Here is a 21,324-nt window from a genome sequence, read left to right as displayed (position 1 = left end):
TGACAATTAATAGATCGATGTAGACAAGATATTAATTATGATAAAAAAAATCATTGAAATATTTTTTTTTGATTCTTAGACTGAAAGAAATAAGATCATTTTTATCAAAATTTCTTAAACAACCATTATATTTTAATCCATAGATTTACACTATTTTCACACAGATTTAAAACAGATTAATTAAAATAAGTATCTTTAATTACAAAAAACACCACTTTTATCTAAAATTATCGTGAAATATATATTTAGTTTATTCCTACTTTATTTTGTTCTTGCTAGTTGTTCTCAGGAGAAAAAACAAAACACTCAAACTTTTAAACATACTAATGATTTAATTAATGAAAGCAGTCCGTATTTACTCCAACATGCTCACAACCCTGTGGATTGGAAACCTTGGAATGAAGAAACATTAGAACTTGCTAAAAAGGAGAATAAATTAATAATAGTTTCTATTGGTTACTCGGCTTGCCATTGGTGTCATGTTATGGAGCATGAGAGTTTTGAAAACGATTCTGTAGCAGCCATTATGAACGAAAACTTTATTAACATAAAAGTCGATCGTGAGGAACGCCCAGACGTCGACCAAGTCTATATGCATGCCGTTCAGCTATTAACAGGAAGTGGTGGTTGGCCTTTAAATTGCATTACACTTCCCGATGGGAGACCTGTTTTTGGAGGTACCTATTTTGAAAAAGACCAATGGATGAAAGTTATTCAAGACATTTCTGACCTCTATAAAAAATCGCCCGAAAAAGTTATAGGCTTTGCCGAAAATCTTACAGAAGGTATCAAATCTACAGAATTAATTACTGTAAGTAAAAAACCTGCAGAATTTAAAAATGAATTTATTAACGCAGCTGTAAATAATTGGAAAACTCAATTCGACACAATAAATGGCGGACAAATTGGTGCCCCAAAATTTCCTATGCCCATTAATCTAAATTTTTTATTGCAATATGCGATTCAAAACAATGATAAATCCATTGAAAATCATGTTATAAAGACACTTACCAAAATGGCTAATGGAGGTATTTACGACCAAGTAGGTGGTGGCTTCTCTAGATATGCCACAGATGAAACTTGGCATATTCCTCATTTTGAAAAAATGCTTTACGACAATGCACAATTAGTCAGTTTATATTCTAATGCTTACGCTATTACTAAAAACCCGTTATTCAAAAAAATAGCAGAAGAAACGCTTAACTTTTTAGAACGCGAATGTTTAGACAACACCGGAGCGTTTTATTCATCTATAGATGCCGATAGTAAAAATGCAGATGGCGAATTGGAAGAAGGGGCTTATTATGTTTGGACTCAAAACGAACTAAAAGCACTATTAGGGAGTGATTATGACTTATTTAAATCGTATTACGATGTTAGTATTTCTGGTTTGTGGGAAAATCAAAAGTATGTGCTTACACGAACCTCTAAGTCTATAGCAGACATTTCTAAAGAAAATAATATAGGTGAAACGGATTTAAATGAAAAGACAAACAATTGGAATTCTATATTATTAGAAGCTCGTAACACGCGACCGCACCCTAGAATGGATAACAAAGCACTCACATCTTGGAACGCTTTAAATATTAATGCCTATGTAGACGCTTATCGCATATTTCAAAATCCGCATTATCTAGAGGTTGCTAAGAAAACAGCCCATTTTATTATGACCAAGCAGTATAGAGAAGACGGTGGATTAAACCATGTGTACATAAATAATAAAAGCTCTGTAGATGGTTATGCCGAAGATTATGCAGCAACTATTGATGCCTTTATTAATTTATATCAAGTTACTTTAGATGAATATTGGCTAAACACTGCCAACACATTGATGGATTATTCAATAACACATTTTTTCGATCAGAATACAGGTCTGTTTTATTTCACATCCAACAATGCACCTCCTTTAATTACTAGAAAAATTGAAACTACAGACGATGTTATACCTTCGTCTAATGCAACATTAGCCACGTCTTTATTCAAACTAAGTTTATATTATTACGACGAAAACTACAGTAAAATTGCAAAAAACATGATGCATGCGATGCAGGAACATGCCGTTGATACGCCTTCAAGTTATAGTAAATGGCTTAGTTTAATGATGGATTATAGTAACCCTTTTTATGAAGTCGTTATATCGGGTGAAAAAGCTCCAGAACTTTTAAAGGAAATAAACGCCTATTATCTCCCTAACATTATTTTAGCTGGAGCAACTGCAGAAAGTGATTTGCCTTTAATGGAAAACAAGTATAATCCAAACCAAACTTATATCTATGTATGTACAAATGGCACTTGTAAATTACCACAAACAAAAGTTTCGGAAGCTTTAAAAAGTATAAAAAAAAGATAGCTACAAACTAAAACCTCAGTTCTTCGGGATTAGTTATTGGTTATGTTAATTAATAGGCTGTTATAATCTAGATGATAAAAAATTAACCGCAGTAAAAGCAAACAAAGTAAAGCACAATACAAGATCTTGCCCCTTTTAGCCACCCATAAATTAAAAACCCTTATAAACACTAGGTTTATAAGGGTTTTACTGTACTCAAGGTGGGAATCGAACCCACACTTCCGAAGAAATTGGATTTTGAATCCATAAAATTGTGATACACATAGAACCATATAAGCACTTATATATCTAATAATCAGAATAATACATAAATTACAACATCAAACAATATCATATGATACCGCTCAATGTTGTACCTATGTTGTACCAAAAAAACACTACCTTTAAGTCTATAAATCAGAACAATATGGCTTCATTCACTAAAATTGTTGTACGAAAAAAGAAAAACAAAGAAGGACTATACCCTTTAGCTATTCGAATAACTAAAAACAGGCGTGCTATTTATCATTATATTGGTCACTATATAACTTTGAATGACTGGGATGAAAAAAACTTGAGGGTCAAAAATTCTCATCCTTACGCCTCCAGGTTGAATCACTTGCTTTATACAAAACTAACAGATGCAAATAAAAAACTAATTGAACTTCAAGCGGATGAAAATGATTTATCTCCTGAACAGATTAAAACTACAATTTACAATTCAAAAAAGAATGCTACTTTTTTTGAGATTGCTGAGGATTTTCTATTAGAACTTAAAACAAACAATGAATTAGCTCGCCACGCTTCCGACAAATCGCGCATTAATCAAGTATTACTTTTCCATAAATCAAAACATCTTAAATTTCATCAAATAGATGAATCATTTCTTAGAAACTTCAAGGGCTTTTTACGTACTAGAAATGAAATATCAGAGCGATCAATAATAAACAATCTCATTGTTATAAGAACCCTCTTTAACAGAGCTATTAAACTAGAAATTGTAGACAGAAAACTCTATCCTTTCGGAAGAGATAAAATAAAAATATCATTTCCTGAAACTGAAAAAATCGGTTGGACTCTGGAAGAAGTAAAAAGACTTGAACTAATTAATAATCTATCAAAAGAAGAACACCATTCTAGGAATGTTTGGTTATTTAGTTTTTATTTCGCCGGGATAAGAGCTGCCGATGTTATTTAAATTAGATGGAGTGATATTTACGATGGTCGTTTACACTATCGCATGAACAAAAACTCAAAATTACTATCTCTAAAAATGCCACTGAAAGCAAATAAAATATTATCGGCTTATAAAAAAGATAAAACGAACTATGATGATACAATTTTTCCCGAAATGAAAATGGTAAATTTTGACAACCCAAAAGAAGTTTTTAATAGAACTAATGTCGCTAATAGTAATTTAAACAAACACTTAAAAGAAGTTGCTAAAAAATCAGGTGTTTCAAAAAAGCTAACTATGCATATTGCCCGACATAGTTTTGGTAACATATCAGAGGATAAAATCCCAATAAAAATGCTTCAAAAACTCTACAGACATTCATCTCTTACTACTACCATTATGTATCAATCAAACTTCCTGCATAAAGACACAGATGATGCCTTAGAAAGTGTAATTAATTTTTAACAAACTTACCCCCAAATCACCATAACTTATCTGCGCGAGGACCCTGTGCTGTTTTTATAGTATTCAGACAGATAAACGTAAAGTAAAAACAGCATAGGGCGCATTTATGTTTTTCATATAGACTTAAGCTTACAACCAATGTTTACTTATAAATACAGTTAACCCTCAATTATTTCTCCCAATTTTTAATTAATTTTACAGAATTCTTGCTTGCGGAACTCAACTTTATTTTTTTATACTGTCCGTTGAATGCTGATTTCAACAAGCCTAGAACACCTCTTTTAGTAAAGAATAATTTTCGTAAACAAACTCAAAACAGTCGTTAATTTCACAAGGTGCAATTAACGCCTATCTTATAAACGTTATTCTATCACATATCACAACTAAAATGCTAGTAAGTAACCTTCGATTTATTCTTTAACTTTTTCTCCATAATAGGGTATAAATCATAGGTTGGATAAATCTCTGATTTAAAAGCTTTCCATGCTGTTCTTTCAATCGCCAGATTTACAGCTGATAATTTTGAAGCAGGGAGTTCCAATACGACCATTTGGCCAATTCCCATAACTACAAACCAATTAACAACAGAAACACCTTCTGGCGGGAAATTTTCATAAAACCCTTGATCTGTTCTAATCTTTTCAATCTCGTTTAAATTCATACTTTGATCATGTTTAAGAAAAACTGTTAATAACAACTTGTCATCACCTTTTTCAGAAGTTGTTTTTACATCAGCCGATTGCGAATAGCCTATGATTTGGAATAAGAATAATGCGAGAAATAATGAGTATTTCATAAATTTTAGATTTATTGTATTTTTATTAAGTTAATGCTTCTTGTTATGTTAGAAGATAAAAAGTATAATTGAAATTTGACAATGGAATATTATTCCTTTTTACAGGATATTTTTAAAAAATTTCATCTAAAATGATTCTTTTATATACCCATGAGTTTCTCGATTTTTTTAGGTAAGTCGGTATTGTCGAAATATTCTGAGAACTCTTCTTGGCCCTCTCCAATTACCTTAACAGGAACTGGTCCACCTGAATGATCACCAGACCCCCAACTTATTCCTGCCTTTCTATTTAATATATAAGCTGCTGTTTCTGCAATAGATTTAACAGCATGTTTATCTAAATAATCTGCATCAGCATCTACTTCAATATTTTTTTTAAACTGCTCGTTATAGGCTAATTTTAGCATGCCTAATTCTTCGTTATCCAAAGTCAAACCTATTTCACTATTACCTAATCCGAAATCTTTCTGGATTAAATCTAAAATAGTATTAAATGATATTTCTGGATTTGTGTTTTTAAGTTCTGTCATTTTTCTTTTAAACTCTTGAACAGAAATTTTCTGGTATTTCAAGAATTCAGGATTTACTGCATAATTTATTCCGGGATACAAAGAACCTGTTTCATGATCTGCAGTAACTATTATTAATGTTTCCTCTGGTCGTTGTTTATAAAATTCATAGGCCACTTTAACAGCATCGTTCAAAGCAAGTATTTCATGAACCATAGATACACCGTCGTTTCCATGACATGCCCAATCTATTTTACCGCCTTCAACCATCATAAAGAAACCTTTATCATTATCCATCACTTCAATTCCTTTTTTAGTAAAATCCGCTAGAGAAAGTGCATCTTCTTTTTTATCAATCTCCCAATAAAATTCTCCTGAAGGATACATATCAGGGTTTATAGCAATTATTTTATCATCGCCATTTTTTAATGTATTAAATTCCTTATGAGAGTCGGCTATGGTATAGCCTTTTTTTACAGCATTATCATAGGAATTAGGTCGATCTCCATTTTCTCCTTCTGGGTAATGAAAACCTCCGCCTCCAAAATAATCAATATTATAATTGGGTAACTCCATACTAATTTCGTAATACATATCACGAGAATTTTGATGCGCATAAAAAGATGCTGGAGTAGCGTGATCAATCATTACACTAGATAATATACCAACTTTAAAACCTGCCTTTTTTGCTTTTTGAGATATGTTTTCGTAATCTGTTTTTTGATCGGGAGATTTTCCAATTATCCCATTATTCGTTTTTAAACCTGTAGACATTGCAGTTGCTGCTGCACATGATGTGGTAACATAAGAACTTGCTGAATAGTTGGTCATATTTGTGCGTACCGGAAAACTATTCATTAAAAGTGGTTCTGCTTTAATTTCGCCAGGCTTTGCATTTAAATACATTTCAGCAGTGTAAATCTGACTTGCACCCATACCATCTCCTATAAACAGAAATACATATTTTGCTTTTGTTTCAGTTTGACTGTATCCAATAAAACAAAAAAAGGCCATTGAAATTATTAGAATGTTTTTTATGGTTTTTAGCATAATATTTTTTTTAAGTAAATGTAAAGAGAGTTCTATTTTTCGGGTATCACAAAACAAACACTTTATAATAAATATGTTGCAATCCTCAGTCTAAACAGGCAATACAATGAAATTATTCCTTTTGGGAATCAGATTTTAGATTTTATCCTACTCAAAGTTTCTTGAGATATATTGATATAAGAAGCGACTATTTTATTAGGAAGACGTTTAACAATATTTGGATTAATTTTAAACAATTGCTTGTATCGTTCTGATGCATCTAACGTGGTAAAAGAGTGTAATCTTTTCGAATTATTAACATACGCCTTTTCTAAATAGATACTATAAAGATCTTTCCATTTAGGAACAATTGTCATGAGATGTCTAAAATCGTCATGGGTAATATATAACAGTTCACTATTTTCAATAACCTGTATGGTTTCTCGTGCAGGTTCATTGGTTATAAAACTAACTAGTTCCGTAGCAAATTGATTTTCAAACGCAATATATCGGGTAACATCTTTACCATTCTCATCAATATAAAAAAGCCTTAAACACCCTTTTTTTACAAAATAACTAGCCTGGCTATTTTTTCCATTGGAAAGTAGAACTTCATTCTTACTTTTTTTTATTGCTTTAAAATAAGATAATACGATTTTCAAATCTGCATCTTCAATATCGATATTCTTTTTTATGAACTTAGTTAGCTCTGTGTAATTTGTCATTATATATAGTCTCTTACAAATTTACGATATTGAATAATATCCTGTATGGTTAGGACCATCAAATCGTATTCATTTGCAATCTCTGTAATCGTGTCTATTTTTGCCATTGTTCCGTCGTCGTTCATCAATTCACACAGCACCGCTTCTGGTTTTAATCCTGCTAATTTCATTAAATCTACGCTACCCTCGGTATGCCCTTTTCTTTCAAGCACGCCATTGTTTTTCGCGCGTAATGGAAAAATATGACCTGGTTTTGCTAAATCGCTACTTGTTGCATTTTCATGAGAAGCCACCTGAATTGTTGTCAATCTATCTTTGGCTGAGACTCCTGTAGTTACGCCTTCTTTTGCTTCTATGGAAATGGTGAAAGGCGTTTGAAAACTACTTGTATTTTCCTTTACCATATAAGGTAGATTTAATAAATCGGCTTTTTGATTAGTCAGACAAAGACAAACGATACCACTACATTTCCTAATCATGAGTGCCATTTGGATATTAGTCATGCTGTGAGCCGAGAATACTAAATCGCCTTCATTTTCTCTGTCTTCATCATCCATTAAGATAATTCCTTTTCCATTTTGAAGGTGTTTTAATGCTTGTTCTATTCGTTCTTGACTATCGTATTCAACCGTTTGTAATGTATCTAATTCTGTAAGTACCATTCTAAAATTTATTTTTTCAATTGCAAAACTAGTGTTATCTCAAGTCAATTTTTTTGATGTAAGTCAATAAAATAACAATCAGTAGTTTTTAAACTATCTAAATAATAGAGGAGAATATTTGTGGCATTGACAATTGAAAACCATCTTTATTAACAACAAAAAACTGACCGACTACTCCATTTTAAAACGGCAGTGAAATCAGAAAAAACTATTCTTGTTTTTATTTAAACATCCTTGGATCCCTTTAAACATAATATAATGCAACAATTGTTTTACCATTTGTCGATTTTGTTTTACTTCACTAAACGGCTTAAAAGTACTTTTAATCAAATTAATTTTTATAATGACTTTATTCAAAACTACTTTAAAATAATTTTATAATTATGACTTATAAACCAACTACTCTTTTTATCCTTATGATAGCTTTTACTGTTTTTTTAAACTGTAAAAACGATACAGAAAAAAAAGAAACTATTACGCCAAGTATATCTCTTAAAGAATCATATAAAAACGATTTCTTAATAGGAGCTGCCATCAGTAATTCTCAAATAAATCAAATCGATTCTAAAACATCAGTCCTTCTTAATAAAGAGTTTAATTCCATTACTCCAGAAAACGATATGAAATGGGAGCAAATTCATCCTCAAAAAGATACTTTCTATTTTGATGTTGCAGATAAATATGTAGCGCTTGGAGAAAAAAACAACATGAATATTGTTGGGCATACTCTAGTTTGGCACAGCCAGTTGGCACCATGGATGCAAGATGTAAAAGATAGCATTACCATGACGAAACATATTGAGCACCATATAAATACTATTGTAAAAAGATATAAAGGCAAAATAGACACTTGGGATGTGGTAAACGAAGCTTTAAATGAAGATGGCAGCTTAAGAACTTCTAATTTCTATGAGGTTATGGGCGATGAGTATATAGCGCTAGCCTTTAAATTAGCTGCCGAAGCCGATCCTGATGCAAAATTAGTTTATAATGATTATAACCTTTGGAAGCCTGAAAAAAGAGCTGGTGTAGTAAGACTTGTAAAAAAACTGCAAGCACAAGGTATTAAAATAGATGGTGTTGGTATGCAAGCCCACTGGAGTCTAGAAGGCCCATCTATAGAAGATATTGAAAATAGTATTATTGCCTTCTCAAATCTTGGTGTTAAAGTTAGTTTCACAGAATTAGATGTTACCGTACTGCCTAACCCTTGGGATTTAGACGGTGCTGCTGTCGAGCAAAGTTATGAGCAATATGAGGGCGACCCAGAAATGAATCCTTATCCGGAAAAATTTTCAGATTCTGCAGAAATTCAATTAGCCCAACGGTATGAAGATATTTTTAATCTGTTCCTTAAACATAAAGATAAAATAGATAGAGTAACATTTTGGGGCGTGAATGATGGACAATCTTGGTTAAATAATTGGCCAATAAATAATAGATCAAATTATCCTTTACTTTTTGACAGAAACTCTGAACCAAAAAAAGCTTACTACAGCGTATTAGACCTAAAAAACAAAGAAAACCATGACAACTAATACGGAAAAATTATCAGTAAAAGAAAAAATTGGTTATAGTCTTGGAGACCTAGCTGCCAATCTAGTTTTTCAAACTTTAATGACTTACTTGGCTTATTTTTATACCGATATTTATGGTCTTAAAGCAAATGATGCATCCGCAATTATTTTAACAGTTGGACTTATTGCTGCTTTTGGGTTTAACCCTATTATGGGGGCTATAGCCGACAGAACTACCAGCAAATGGGGGAAATTTAGACCTTGGATTCTTTTTACTGCGGTACCTCTTGGTGTAGTCGCTATCTTAGCATTTAGCACTCCTGATTTCGATTATAAAGGAAAAGTAATATATGCCGTTATAACATATACGCTATTACTACTATTATATGCTGCTAACAACCTACCATATGCTGCTTTAAGTGGTGTTATAACAGGAGATATGGCAGAACGAAACAGCATTTCATCTTACCGTTTTGTAGCTGTTATGTTCGCTCAATTCTTTGTGCAAGTTTTTATGCTACCTATCATTGAAACTGCAGGAGGTGGAGATAAAGCTGTTGGAATTGAAATTGTAATGACTTGGTTAGCCGTAATTGGAACAATTATGCTTCTAATTACATTTTTTACAACTAAGGAACGTATTATACCTAACCCAGAACAAAAGTCTAGTATTAAAGAAGATTTAGGAGATCTATTTAAAAACAAGCCTTGGGTTATTATGCTAGTCTTAACAACATTAGTATTTATAACCCTTGCTATGAAAGGTGGCTCTTATGTATATTATTTTGAAAACTATGTAAATGAAACTGAACTAACATTATTTATTCAACCTCTATTAGACTCTTTATCAGCAATTGGGATTAATTTCTTTGGAGAAAACCCTGTATCTGCAGGATTTGGATTGTTTAATGCCGGTGGAATTATCTTTATGATTGTAGGAATAACGCTTTCAAAAAAATTCGCTGACAAATACGGGAAAAGAGATGTATTTAAAATAGCATTATTTATTTCAACATTATTCATCATTGCATTCTACTTCTTTTCTGCTAAATCTGTAGAATTAATATTCCTTTCACAAATACTACATGGTTTTTTCTATGGGCTTACTATTCCATTATTATGGGCTATGATTGCGGATGTTGCAGATTATTCTGAATGGAAAAATAACCGTAGAGCAACAGCTATTATATTTTCAGCGATGATGATTGGTTTAAAAGGAGGGCTAAGTATAGGTAGCTCATTAGTTACTTGGATTCTTGGATTATATGGTTATATAACCAAAGAAGCAGCTGTAGCCGGTGAATTAATTGTACAACCAGAAAGTGCAATTCAAGGAACAAGAATGTTAGTGAGTATTTTCCCTGCAATCCCATTTTTAATTGGAATTTTATTACTTTTTTTCTATGAAATTAATAAAAGTATGGAAGTGAAAATAGAATTTGATTTAAAAGAAAGAAGAACTAATTAAAATTTAATATAATGCCGGAAGAAAATATAGAACATATAGACTTTAAAGAATTAAATAAAAAAGCAATATCTCAACCCATAGTATCAAATATATATACTGCTGATCCTTCGGCACATGTTTTTAATGGAAATATATATATTTACCCTTCTCATGATATTGATGCAGGAGAAGCGTTTGATGATTTAGGCAGTCATTTTGCTATGGAAGACTACCATGTTATTTCTATGGACTCTGTAGATAGTGAAGCTGTAGATAACGGAGTCGCGCTACATGTAAATGATGTGCCTTGGGCAGAAAAACAAATGTGGGCTCCAGACGCTCATGAAAAAGATGGTAAATACTATTTATTTTTTCCTGCAAAAGCTTATGATGGTATCTTTAGAATTGGAGTAGCAATAAGTGATTCGCCAACAGGTCCATTTACAGCACAACCAGAAGCCATTAAAGGCAGTTTCTCTATAGATCCTGCTGTTTTTAAAGATGATGATGGTAGCTACTATATGTATTTTGGTGGTTTATGGGGTGGACAATTACAACGTTGGAGAACTGATGAATTTAACGCAGAACAACCAGATAGTCCAACGGCATTTTTGCCAAAAGAAAATGAACCTGCATTACTACCTATTGTTGCAAAAATGACAAATGATTTGTTAGAATTTTCTGAAAAACCAAAAGAATTAGAGATTTTAGACGAAGCAGGAAATTTACTAGTAGCAAGTGATATTGACAGACGCTTTTTTGAAGCCTCTTGGATGCACAAATACAAAGGTAAATACTACTTCTCCTACTCTACCGGAGATTCTCATCTTATTTGTTACGCTACTGGCGATAATCCTTACGGCCCATTTACATATAAAGGCATTATTTTAGAACCTGTCGTAGGTTGGACTTCACATCATTCTATATGTGAAGTAGATAATAAATGGTATTTATTTTACCACGACTCCTCACTTTCAAAAGGAGTTACCCATTTAAGGTCTGTTAAATTAGCAGAAATAACTTATAATCAAGATGGAACTATCGTTCCTCTAAAACCATATATTGGTTAGTTTGTATTTAGTTTGACAAAAGGAGTTAGAACCATTGTTATTAACTCCTTTTTTTTGAATAAGAACATAGGATTAAAACCTTACACCATTAACATTCATATCTAATGTATACACGGAATTTAATGCCGTTATAAAGAGTATGTTCTGATTTCTCCCACCAAAAGTAACATTACTAGTCCAGCCTTGAGGCACCTCTATTTTTTCGATTTGTTTCCCTTCAGAATTAAAAACAGTTACTCCATTTCCTGTGAGATACACGTTACCCATATTATCCAAAGTCATCCCATCAGAACCTTTATTTGTAAACAACTTTTTATTAGAAAGTGTGCCTTCATCATTAATTTGATAAGCAAACGTCTTATCTGCTCCAATGTCGGCGATATAAAGTATTTCACCATCTGGAGACCCTATAATACCATTAGGTTGAATAAAATTATCATCTGCCACAATCCTAACATTAGTACTATTTGGAGACATATAATACACTCTTCTAGATTTTTGTTGATCTTCTTTGTGCGCCCACCAAGAACGTTGGTAATAGGGATCAGTAAAGTAAACACCTCCTTTGTTATCCACCCAAAGATCATTGGGACCATTCAGTTTTTCATCTTCATAATTACTGATTAGGACTGTCACTTTTTTATCAGGACTTATCTGCCATAATTCATTATTTTCATCTGCTGCAGAAAGTAAATTCCCTTGATTATCAAAATAAAGCCCGTTTGAACGACCTGAAGGACTCATATATTCAGATACCAAATTGGTTTTTGCATCCCATTTTAAAATTCTGTCATTTGGCTGGTCGGTAAAAAAAACATTTCCGTGTTTGTCTACTGCAGGTCCTTCAGTAAATTCATAGTCATTTGAAATTAAGACCAATTCTGCACCATTGGTTATAATTTGCTTACTCTTTTTGTTTTGAGCATTACATGAGCTACATATTACTAAAAACAAAAAGATGTTTTTAAAATCTAAAAAAGTTTTTAATAATTTTTCGTTTATTATCATTTTAATGAATTTATTCCCTTTCAAAGTTTAATAATTTATTAATTTCAAACTCACCATCTAAAACACTTGCTTTAAAAACATATTTACCTGCTTTGGGAATAAAAATACGTGGTGTTGTTGTATTGGGATTATTATTTTCGAACTCACAATCGGCAGGGCCTTTTACTTGCTTCCATACTATTTCCGGGCTAACTGCATCTTTATCTTCATCGGTAATCACAGCCGTAATTGCAAGACTGTTATCCGTTTTGGAGAAAATATAATCAATAGTAATAGTTGGAGGTGTATTTATTGCAGAACCTAAAGCATTGGTGTCATTTGCAAAGCGTTGCTCATCTTCGATACCTGCTGCCCAAAGTGCAATACGTTGTGCAAACACCCTATTATCGGAATGACTTAAACGTGTGCCAGCCCCGGCATTCCAAAACAAATTACGATCAAAAACACCTATTACTCTACCTTTACCTATTTCAGCTATTGCTAAAGCTACATCGGTATTTTCATTAAATTTACCATCATTAGAATTTACAACTAACCTGCCACCTAATCCGCCTTCTTGCGCTTTCGCTAAAATTACTGCAGGTTCCGAAACACGAACAAAACTTACACCTTCTCCCCTAAAAGCAACGCCTTTATGTTTATTGTTTTTATTAATAAAATGATCTTGTGTATACTCGTTCACCAAATAGTTTCCAGCACCATTGTCAGTCAAAAAATACATACCGAATTGCTCCATTAAAACATTGTCAGAAATTCGCCCCACTTCATTATCCACTCCTACAATGCTATATTCTCCACCAAATCCACTATCCGACCAAGTAATTACTCCTCCACCTTTTTCCACCCAACGCTTTAAGGCTTTAGCTTCTGCTTCGATAAAAACGCGCTGATTTGAGCCTAAAATCAAAACATTAATCGCCTTTAAAAATTCGGCATTAATTACAATTTCTTGATCGTAAACTTCGCTTACTGTAAATCCAACTGCTTCCAATGCTTTTTTGAAACCACTCATCCCTAAATCACCTTCATCATTCAAACGCATTTGGTGAAATGGTTTTTTACTTCCGGATGGTATCGTACCATCAGCAGCAACATCTCCATATACATAAACAATGTTTTGCGCATCGACAGTAAGAAAACAAATTAAACTTATAGCTAATAATATTATTTTACGTTTCATATATTTATTTTTAGTGATCCATTATTAATAGTTGATTTTCAGAATTTTGTTTATAAATTGTTGGGTTTAGTTTTTATTTTAATATCAATCGTGTCCTAAATAATATTATATATTCATTTTTTTCATTGATAAAAAAACGAACCAAAAAAATCTAGGCTTACGAACTTTTATCTAAATTTTTCGTTCACTATCTAAATTTAAAGAACTCGCTACTGAAAATCAATAATATAAATACTTTCGTTTAGCTCAAACAGCTTTAAATTTTACGATACTTTCTCTTCAAATTTTACGATAAATTTTCGATAGGCCAACCCAAAAAATAAAATTCAACTTATATAGAAAAAGTATCTCCCTCAGAACAACTAATTCCATAAAGTCAGCAATGGCATATCTTTTTAGAAAAAAGAGACTAATCGTTTTGGACGCTATTATTTTAATATAATAAAAAGTAAATATAAGATTCTATTGAGCTGCCCAATAAATTCCACCAAAAAGGTGATTCAAAAAGTTTTTGTCTGTAAACGATTCTGGTTTATGACCTAAAGCAGTGTAAAACGATCTTCCGCCTTCATATTCCTGATACCAGGAAATAGGATGTATTTCCCCCATACCTTTTAAGGGTATGTTATCATAGCCCGCGGTATAGTCATAAGAAGCCTCATCAACAGTTAATAGAATATTTAGGTTATCTAAATTCATATTTTCAAAATTATACCACTCATCACTACGAAGCCATTTATTGGGCAGTTGCCATGTTGCTGGAAAATCACTAGTCTCGACGTTTACAATTCCTGCTTGTAATTTTGGATGATTTACAAATTTGGCTCCAACGAGGCCATCAAACCAAACATTATCGTTTTCACCATCTGCTGTTCCGTGTATGCCGACGAATCCTCCGCCTCGTTTCATAAATGCCTTTAAAGCATCCATATGTTTTGGTGTCAAAAAATTGGCATTGGCATTCAAGAATATCACGACATCATATTCTGGTAATTTCGCTATAAGATCATCCGGTCTTTGTGTCCAATCAAACTTAAACTGATTTTCTACTGCCATGTCTTCAAAAGCCTGAACAGCAACAGGGATGGTATTGTAATGCCACGTATCATGCTGGGTAAACAATAAAACACGAAACTGATCTTGTGCATTTGATTTTATCATTGTAAAGATACATATAGTTAATAATAGATACTTCTTTTTAAAAGGTCTCATAATCAAAATTTTATTTTAATAGTTCATAATAAATATATTCCCAAGCTAAGTCGACACTATACAAAGGTGGAAAGTTATAATCTTCCACTTCAGCCAAGATATACTGCACTCCAGCTACTTTTTGATAGTTGAAAATTTCTTTGAAATCTATTTTTCCGCTTGCGCCTAATTCTTTATAATCTTTGATATGCCAACTAATGAATCGGTTGGGATAGGTTTTAAAATATTCAACAGGATTTACGCCTCCTATATGCATCCAATACACATCAGATTGAAAATAGACATACTCGGGATTGGTATTCTGAAGAAAATAATCATAAATGGTTACGCCTTCGACCTTTAAAAATTCATCAGCATGATTATGATAGACAAACTTAAGTCCGTTCTCTTTACATAGTTTTCCAACTTTATTGTAATAATTAGAATACTCTTGGAGTTCTTTGATGGTCTTGATGCCTTTTAATTTACTATTTGAGGTAGAAAGATATTCAACACCAGCTATTTTATGGTCTTGTATCGTTTTATTCCACCATGCATTGATTGCGGCATCATCATTTTTATCTTCGGGATCGAAAAAAGTCATCGAACCTAGAAATTTCAACCCTGCTTTTTCAACCATCGCCTTAAACTGCGTTGGACTCTGACCATAAAAACCGCCGTCTTTATATACAAAAGTTTCCACATAACTGTACCCCATTCTGCCTAATTGAATTAGGGTTTGCTCTGGGTTTTTAAGCATTTCTTTGTGAACAGAAACGAGCTGAATACCAATATTTTTGTCTTTAGGATTGTTTTTAATGTATCTGGTTTTCCATAAACTTTTTTCATTGTTATCGAATCCTTCTAACATCACATCGGTATAATTTTGAAAGTTAAAATCAACCTTCATTGTTTTCTTACCATTGAGGTCTTTATCCTGCATCGTCCAATGATTTTCTGAAGAAAAGGTACCTTTCCCCGTGAAAAATGCACCTTGTGCATTATGGCCTGCAGCAAAAATAGTATCGGTAACAGTATCATAACCAATAATTTCTTGAAGTATTGGATAGTAATGGTTGATACTATCTTTTTGTGAGACTTTTACTGTGAGCGAATGATTATTGAAATTAGTCAAACTACTCATTTTTATTTCTGGATGTTTTGCAACACTTTCAGTACTCGGATTTATAGCACTTACCCATTGACCCGTATATTGTCTGAGTCTATCTTTTTGAGAAGAAATAGTGTAGTTTTCTTGAGCAAAACCGACAAAAGACTTTAAAACTACAATTAAACATAGAGCTGTTTTCATTTTTCTGACTTTTAATTAATGTGAATAAATATTGGTTTCTCCATTTCTGTTGTATAGGCCTCTAATACAAATTCATTTTTTTCGATACGGGCATCTTTCCAATCATGCCATGGAAAACCATTTCTATTCGACCAATATTCCCAATCCCAATTGATGTAGCAAAATGCCTTTATTCCAGGGTTATCATGTAGCATCTTGAAGAAAGGTTTGAACCATTTATCCCAAGAAGTTTCAGCATCTAAAACCCCAACGTATCGTGGTGTACACTCGCCTATCATCACTGGTTTTTTATGTTCATGAGCGCCATCAAAAAAGTTTTGCAAGCCAATATCATCAAATTCTTCAGGGCTAAAAATATCTATACCCCACCAATCTACATATTGGTCACCAGGATAGTACTCCATTAACTTTTCTGTACTTATAAAATCCGCAGAGCCACCTCCAGAACACCAAACCGTAGCCGATTTTATATTCTTTTCTTTAAATACTTTGGAGATAGTTTTGAATACTTTTTTAAAACTCTCAGGAGAATATCCGTTCCAATCACCCTCAAACTCATACCCTATTCTGGTAAAGGAGGGTCTGTCTAAATCTAAAAGCACTTTATAGAATGCTTGTAATTGTTTGTCATATTTTCCGCTGGCGACTTCTTTATCTAAACCTGCTCCAGTATCCTTACCGCCAGTAAATCCTAAACCAATTTGAGGTATCATCCCTTTGGGCAAACTATCTAAAACTTGTTTTAAACCTTTCCCCCAACTTTCAATCTTTTTTACTGGTGACGTTATATTAACATACGTCATGTAAATTGCTGGCATTTTATCTTGGCTAATAGCATTTACATAATCATTAAAGCCATTTTTATCCTGACCAGCTCCGTGATAAATTCCTGTTTCGGGTTCGTATTTAGCATTGTAATTAAAACGAGGGATTGACTCTTGGCTAAATCCATTTTGCAAAAACAACAATAGAATTATTAAACTTACTTTACGTATACATAATGAACCTATTAATCTTATCATTTTTTAAAATTTTAATCTTTTAAACCGTCTAATACACCAAAATAGGCAGGCTTCGGCATTAAATTATCGTCGTAAATACTAGGCCAATCTTCCATATTAAAAAAACCTCTAATCCAGGTATCTCTATCTGTAAAATCCCAAAATGTAATTCCGAACTGTTGCTCTTTAGGCACTATTTCTTTATACATTTCAATTAGGTTCTTATATTTCTCTGCCTGAGCTTGTTTCATTTCATCTGTTATTGAACTATAATTTTCTATACCACCCAATCGCTCATCGTTATGTGTATTAAAAATAATATCGACTTCAGATAAATGTATTTGTAATCCGGTTTCTGCAGCTTTTTTTAGTGAATATGCTATAATTTCGTCTGGGATATCCATTCTTATGTGCATTTGAAAACCTATTCCAGAAATTGGAACGCCTTTCTCCTTAAATTCATTTACCATTTTAATTACGGCATGCAACTTCGTGGTATCGCGTTCTATATTAAAATCGTTATAAAATAATACTGCATCAGGGTCTGCTTCATGTGCATATTTAAATGCTTTTTCTATATAACTTTTACCTAATTTATTGTACCAGAACGTTTCTCTATAATTACCTCCACTAGACTCAAAAGACTCATTAACAACATCCCAAGCAGCAACTTTACCTTTATAGCGCCCTACATAATCTGTTATGTATTCTTCCATAAAGCTATCTAACCATAGACTATCTTTTTCTCCTTTTTCTGCAACCCATTCTGGAGTAGAACTATGCCAAATTAAATTATGTCCAAATAATCGCTGATTATGTTTTTCGGCATAATACAAAATGGTATCGACAGTCTTCCAATTATAATTATTTTCAGTCGGTATTATGGACTGCATTTTCATATCATTAGTGGCCGTAATGCTATTAAAGTTTTCAATTTGTAATTTTTGAAGTTCAGCATCATTCATTAAGGTTTTTATATTAATAGCCGTTCCTATGGGAAAGGTTGCATAGTCTTTTAGACCTTCTGTTACCTTAATGTTTTCTTTATTTTCACAACTACAAATTATAATTATACAAACGAATACATAAAGATGTGTCTTGAATTTATTTCTCATAATATTTTAGATATAAAAAAAACGGATTCATCAATTCAAAAAAAACAGTGTTATTTTCAAATTTACGAACCCGTTTAAATAGATTAAATTTTATTGTTATTGAAGTCCTTCTAGATAGCCGTAATAAGATGCTTTCTTAGCATAATTAGCATCGTATAATAATGGCCAATCAGGATTTCCCCAGAAATCAATCAACCAAGATTCATTATCACGTACACCCCAAACCGTTATGGCAAATTTATTTTCTAAAGGAATTGAATTATAAATAGACACAACTTCTGTATATTTTGCTCTTTGTGCTTCAGCTCTTTCATTTGACAGAGAAGTTAAATCGTTATCAGGATTTGCTCTAATGTCTACTTCAGCAAAATGTAGTTTTAAATTTCTAGAAACTACACCATCTGCAAAACTTTGAATTTGAGAAGCTGAAGGACCGTTGTATGAAATATGCATTTGACCTCCTACCCCATCAATTAAATCTCCTAGACCATCAACTAGGTTAAACATGGCGTTTCTCTTGTTAGTATCTGAAGCCATATTATAATCGTTATAAAACAACAGCACATCAGGATCGGCATCTCTTGCAAATTGGAAACATTTTTTAATATAATCGTCTCCCATTTTTTGTCTAAAAACAGAGTTTCTTAAAGTATTTCCACTACCATCTTCCAATGCTTCGTTCACAACATCCCAAGAACGTACTTTTCCTTTATACCTTGTAACTGTAGTTGTAATATAATCTTTAACCATAGCTTCAAATTCAGCGTCGGTTCCAGAAAAATTCTCTACCCAACTTGGAGTCGCGCTGTGCCAAATTAAGGCATGGCCATGTACAAACATGTTATTTTCCTGTGCAAAATCGACAATCGCATCTGCTGCACTAAAATCATAAGCATCTTGTGCAGGATACATAACATTCATCTTCATTTCATATTCAGAAGTCAAACTATTAAAGTCGTTCTTTAAAAGATCGATATACGTTCCATTTCCTTTTACCCATGAAGATCTTGTAATATTTCCAACCGCAAAAGTAGTTGCAGCATCTTTTAAACTTGTGTTACTTGTAGAACCACAAAGTCCGTTAGGGCAAATTCCATTTTCATCTACTATTATTGTTTGTGTTGCTATAGATGTTACGCCATCAAAAAGTACATAAAGTGTTACTACATAATTTCCTTCGGTATTATATCTCACTTCTTCTAGACCTGGAATATCGATAACATTATCTCCTCCTAAACCATAATTCCATACACTTCTAAAATCTCCACTACCTTGTGATGTATTGTCTAAATACAAAACATATGGATCTGTTTCTGAAACTGTATAAGTAAATGTTGCCTCAACAGTTTCTGGCTCAATAGTATCTGGCGGCACAAAGTCTGTGTCATCATCTGAACATGAAAACATTAAAAACACAGAAACAAGTAACAGTAAAAATTTATTTATTTTCATAATTAGTATTTTGATTATTAATTTATTTCTTTTCAAGTTTAATATTATCAATTACAAATGTTCCCATTACCGCTCCCATATCTAAAGACAGGTTTGTACTAGGCTCGTTTGCAATAAATTCCCAAGAATACTGAACCCACTCTGAAGTAAATGTAAAATCTGGACCGTATTTAGCTGATTCATCAGGTTTTGTTGAAAAACGTACTTGTCCAGTTCCTTTTGCCCAAAATGAAGCTATATAGGTGGCATCAACTTCTGTAGTAGCGGCGTCGCTTACAAATTGTGCATCCCAAGGATTACCATCTGCATCATTAGAAACTTTCATTGCTCTTGATCCATCTAAAACATCTGTTGTTTCAGCGGTAATTCTATCTTCACCATTGAATTTCCCCCAGTATGTAAAATCATTACCATCTCCTTCTTCTAAACCTCCATTTAAAATTAAGCTGTCGTTTGAAGGTAATGGAAGTGCAGAACTACCTGGAATAACTTCAATAACATCAATTACAAAAGTTCCTGTTGAAGTTCCCATATCTAAAGAAATGCTTGTCGATGGTTCGTTTGCAGTAAATGTCCAAGAATATTGTACCCATTCTGAAGTTAAAGTAAAATCAGGTCCGTATTTTGCTGTTTCATCAGGTTTAGTTGAAAAACGCACTATTTGACCAGAACCTTTTCCCCAAAAAGAAACTGTATATACTTGATCAATGGCTGTTTCAATAGCATCGCTAACAAACTGAACATCCCAAGGATTTCCATCTGCATCATTAGAAACTTTCATTGCTCTTGATCCAATTAAAGCATCATCTGTTGCAGTAATTCTATCTTCTCCATTGTATTTTCCCCAGTATGTAAAATCATTATCTTTTCCTTCAACTAAATATCCATTTAACAATAAATTTTCAGGATTGGTTGGATAATTATCATCTTCAACTATAGGTAATTCAACGTTTATGTATTCAAAACTTTGCATTGCAGTCGAATTACTTACCATTGTTAATGTTACTATTTTTGAACCAGCAGTATCATACTGATATACAACAACACTGTCTAAATCGGCAACTTTTTTTCCTGCCACTTCAAATTCCCAATAATTATAAAACTCTTCTTTATTTGGTGTTGTATTTTTAAAATAATACACACTTGAATCGTCTGGAGATACTGTAATTGTAAAGGTTGGCTCCGTTAATTGGATATTGTCTGCATCATCATCTGAACAAGACCAAATAGTCGCGACTAAAAGCAGCAGACTTAAAATTTTAATTGTTTTCATATTGTTTGGTTATTGATTTGTTAATAATTGATATTTAAAAAAAACAGCTTTTAACTATTACACTAA

Annotated in this window: 18 protein-coding genes; 6 read left to right on the top strand and 12 right to left on the bottom strand. The window is 32.7% G+C overall.

Going from position 1 to position 21,324, the window contains the following annotated elements:
• Positions 1-232 precede the first annotated feature (232 nt).
• The 3 genes from R6X41_RS00255 to R6X41_RS00245 all read left to right on the top strand — a co-directional run bounded on the left by R6X41_RS00255 (position 233) and on the right by R6X41_RS00245 (position 3,971).
• The gene (locus tag R6X41_RS00255; RefSeq protein WP_318496652.1) at positions 233-2,350 is read left to right on the top strand and encodes a thioredoxin domain-containing protein; all 2,118 of its coding nucleotides are present in this window, start codon (positions 233-235) and stop codon (positions 2,348-2,350) included.
• A 406-nt stretch (positions 2,351-2,756) separates the two neighbouring features.
• Positions 2,757-3,527 carry a phage integrase SAM-like domain and Arm DNA-binding domain-containing protein gene (locus R6X41_RS00250; RefSeq protein ID WP_318496651.1) on the top strand — a complete coding sequence of 257 codons (771 nt, stop codon included), beginning with the start codon at positions 2,757-2,759 and terminating at the stop codon, positions 3,525-3,527.
• Positions 3,528-3,971: a tyrosine-type recombinase/integrase gene (locus R6X41_RS00245; protein WP_318497030.1), complete on the top strand. Its 444-nt coding sequence runs from the start codon at positions 3,528-3,530 to the stop codon at positions 3,969-3,971. It begins immediately after the preceding gene.
• A gap of 391 nt (positions 3,972-4,362) precedes the next feature.
• Here R6X41_RS00245 and R6X41_RS00240 read toward each other — a convergent pair whose 3' ends face one another.
• From R6X41_RS00240 to ribB, 4 genes are all read right to left on the bottom strand, one after another.
• The gene (locus R6X41_RS00240; RefSeq protein ID WP_318496650.1) at positions 4,363-4,767 is read right to left on the bottom strand and encodes a hypothetical protein; all 405 of its coding nucleotides are present in this window, start codon (positions 4,765-4,767) and stop codon (positions 4,363-4,365) included.
• 140 nt (positions 4,768-4,907) lie between these two features.
• Positions 4,908-6,326 (bottom strand): alkaline phosphatase, encoded by a 1,419-nt coding sequence (locus R6X41_RS00235; protein ID WP_318496649.1) that lies wholly within the window; start codon positions 6,324-6,326, stop codon positions 4,908-4,910.
• Between the two features lie 128 nt (positions 6,327-6,454).
• On the bottom strand, positions 6,455-7,030 hold the full coding sequence (locus tag R6X41_RS00230) for a Crp/Fnr family transcriptional regulator (protein WP_318496648.1): 576 nt from the start codon (positions 7,028-7,030) through the stop codon (positions 6,455-6,457).
• The gene (gene ribB, locus R6X41_RS00225) at positions 7,030-7,692 is read right to left on the bottom strand and encodes a 3,4-dihydroxy-2-butanone-4-phosphate synthase (protein WP_318496647.1); all 663 of its coding nucleotides are present in this window, start codon (positions 7,690-7,692) and stop codon (positions 7,030-7,032) included. Before ribB ends, R6X41_RS00230 begins: the two co-directional genes overlap by 1 nt.
• Before the next feature lie 383 nt (positions 7,693-8,075).
• Here ribB and R6X41_RS00220 point away from each other — a divergent pair, with 383 nt between their 5' ends.
• From R6X41_RS00220 to R6X41_RS00210, 3 genes are read left to right on the top strand one after another with little or no spacing between them, the layout of a single operon-like run.
• Entirely contained in the window at positions 8,076-9,230 is a 1,155-nt protein-coding gene (locus R6X41_RS00220) for an endo-1,4-beta-xylanase (protein WP_318496646.1), read from the top strand.
• Positions 9,220-10,677 carry an MFS transporter gene (locus R6X41_RS00215; RefSeq protein ID WP_318496645.1) on the top strand — a complete coding sequence of 486 codons (1,458 nt, stop codon included), beginning with the start codon at positions 9,220-9,222 and terminating at the stop codon, positions 10,675-10,677. The genes R6X41_RS00220 and R6X41_RS00215 overlap by 11 nt, the downstream gene beginning before the upstream one ends.
• 11 nt (positions 10,678-10,688) lie before the next feature.
• Positions 10,689-11,726, top strand: a complete 1,038-nt coding sequence (locus R6X41_RS00210; RefSeq protein WP_318496644.1) for a glycoside hydrolase family 43 protein — start codon at positions 10,689-10,691, stop codon at positions 11,724-11,726.
• Between the two features lie 72 nt (positions 11,727-11,798).
• Here the strand turns inward: R6X41_RS00210 and R6X41_RS00205 are convergent, their stop codons facing one another.
• From R6X41_RS00205 to R6X41_RS00170, 8 genes are all read right to left on the bottom strand, one after another.
• Positions 11,799-12,734, bottom strand: a complete 936-nt coding sequence (locus R6X41_RS00205) for an SMP-30/gluconolactonase/LRE family protein (RefSeq protein ID WP_318496643.1) — start codon at positions 12,732-12,734, stop codon at positions 11,799-11,801.
• Positions 12,735-12,744: 10 nt separating this feature from the next.
• Positions 12,745-13,914: a hypothetical protein gene (locus R6X41_RS00200; protein ID WP_318496642.1), complete on the bottom strand. Its 1,170-nt coding sequence runs from the start codon at positions 13,912-13,914 to the stop codon at positions 12,745-12,747.
• Between the two features lie 462 nt (positions 13,915-14,376).
• A complete protein-coding gene (locus tag R6X41_RS00195; RefSeq protein WP_318496641.1) occupies positions 14,377-15,075 on the bottom strand; it encodes a ThuA domain-containing protein in 699 nt (232 codons plus the stop codon).
• A gap of 61 nt (positions 15,076-15,136) precedes the next feature.
• A complete protein-coding gene (locus R6X41_RS00190; RefSeq protein ID WP_318496640.1) occupies positions 15,137-16,417 on the bottom strand; it encodes a sugar phosphate isomerase/epimerase family protein in 1,281 nt (426 codons plus the stop codon).
• Between the two features lie 11 nt (positions 16,418-16,428).
• Entirely contained in the window at positions 16,429-17,439 is a 1,011-nt protein-coding gene (locus R6X41_RS00185; RefSeq protein ID WP_318496639.1) for a glycosyl hydrolase, read from the bottom strand.
• A gap of 11 nt (positions 17,440-17,450) precedes the next feature.
• On the bottom strand, positions 17,451-18,533 hold the full coding sequence (locus tag R6X41_RS00180; RefSeq protein WP_318496638.1) for an endo-1,4-beta-xylanase: 1,083 nt from the start codon (positions 18,531-18,533) through the stop codon (positions 17,451-17,453).
• 96 nt (positions 18,534-18,629) lie between these two features.
• Positions 18,630-19,985: an endo-1,4-beta-xylanase gene (locus R6X41_RS00175; RefSeq protein WP_318496637.1), complete on the bottom strand. Its 1,356-nt coding sequence runs from the start codon at positions 19,983-19,985 to the stop codon at positions 18,630-18,632.
• Between the two features lie 22 nt (positions 19,986-20,007).
• Positions 20,008-21,258 (bottom strand): carbohydrate binding domain-containing protein, encoded by a 1,251-nt coding sequence (locus R6X41_RS00170; protein ID WP_318496636.1) that lies wholly within the window; start codon positions 21,256-21,258, stop codon positions 20,008-20,010.
• Positions 21,259-21,324: the final 66 nt, after the last annotated feature.

Origin of the sequence: Formosa sejongensis, assembly GCF_033447105.1 — a bacterium.
Lineage (GTDB): Bacteria > Bacteroidota > Bacteroidia > Flavobacteriales > Flavobacteriaceae > Formosa.
The sequence above is the reverse complement of the archived record's forward strand: the minus strand, read 5'-3'. Positions and strand labels throughout refer to the sequence as shown.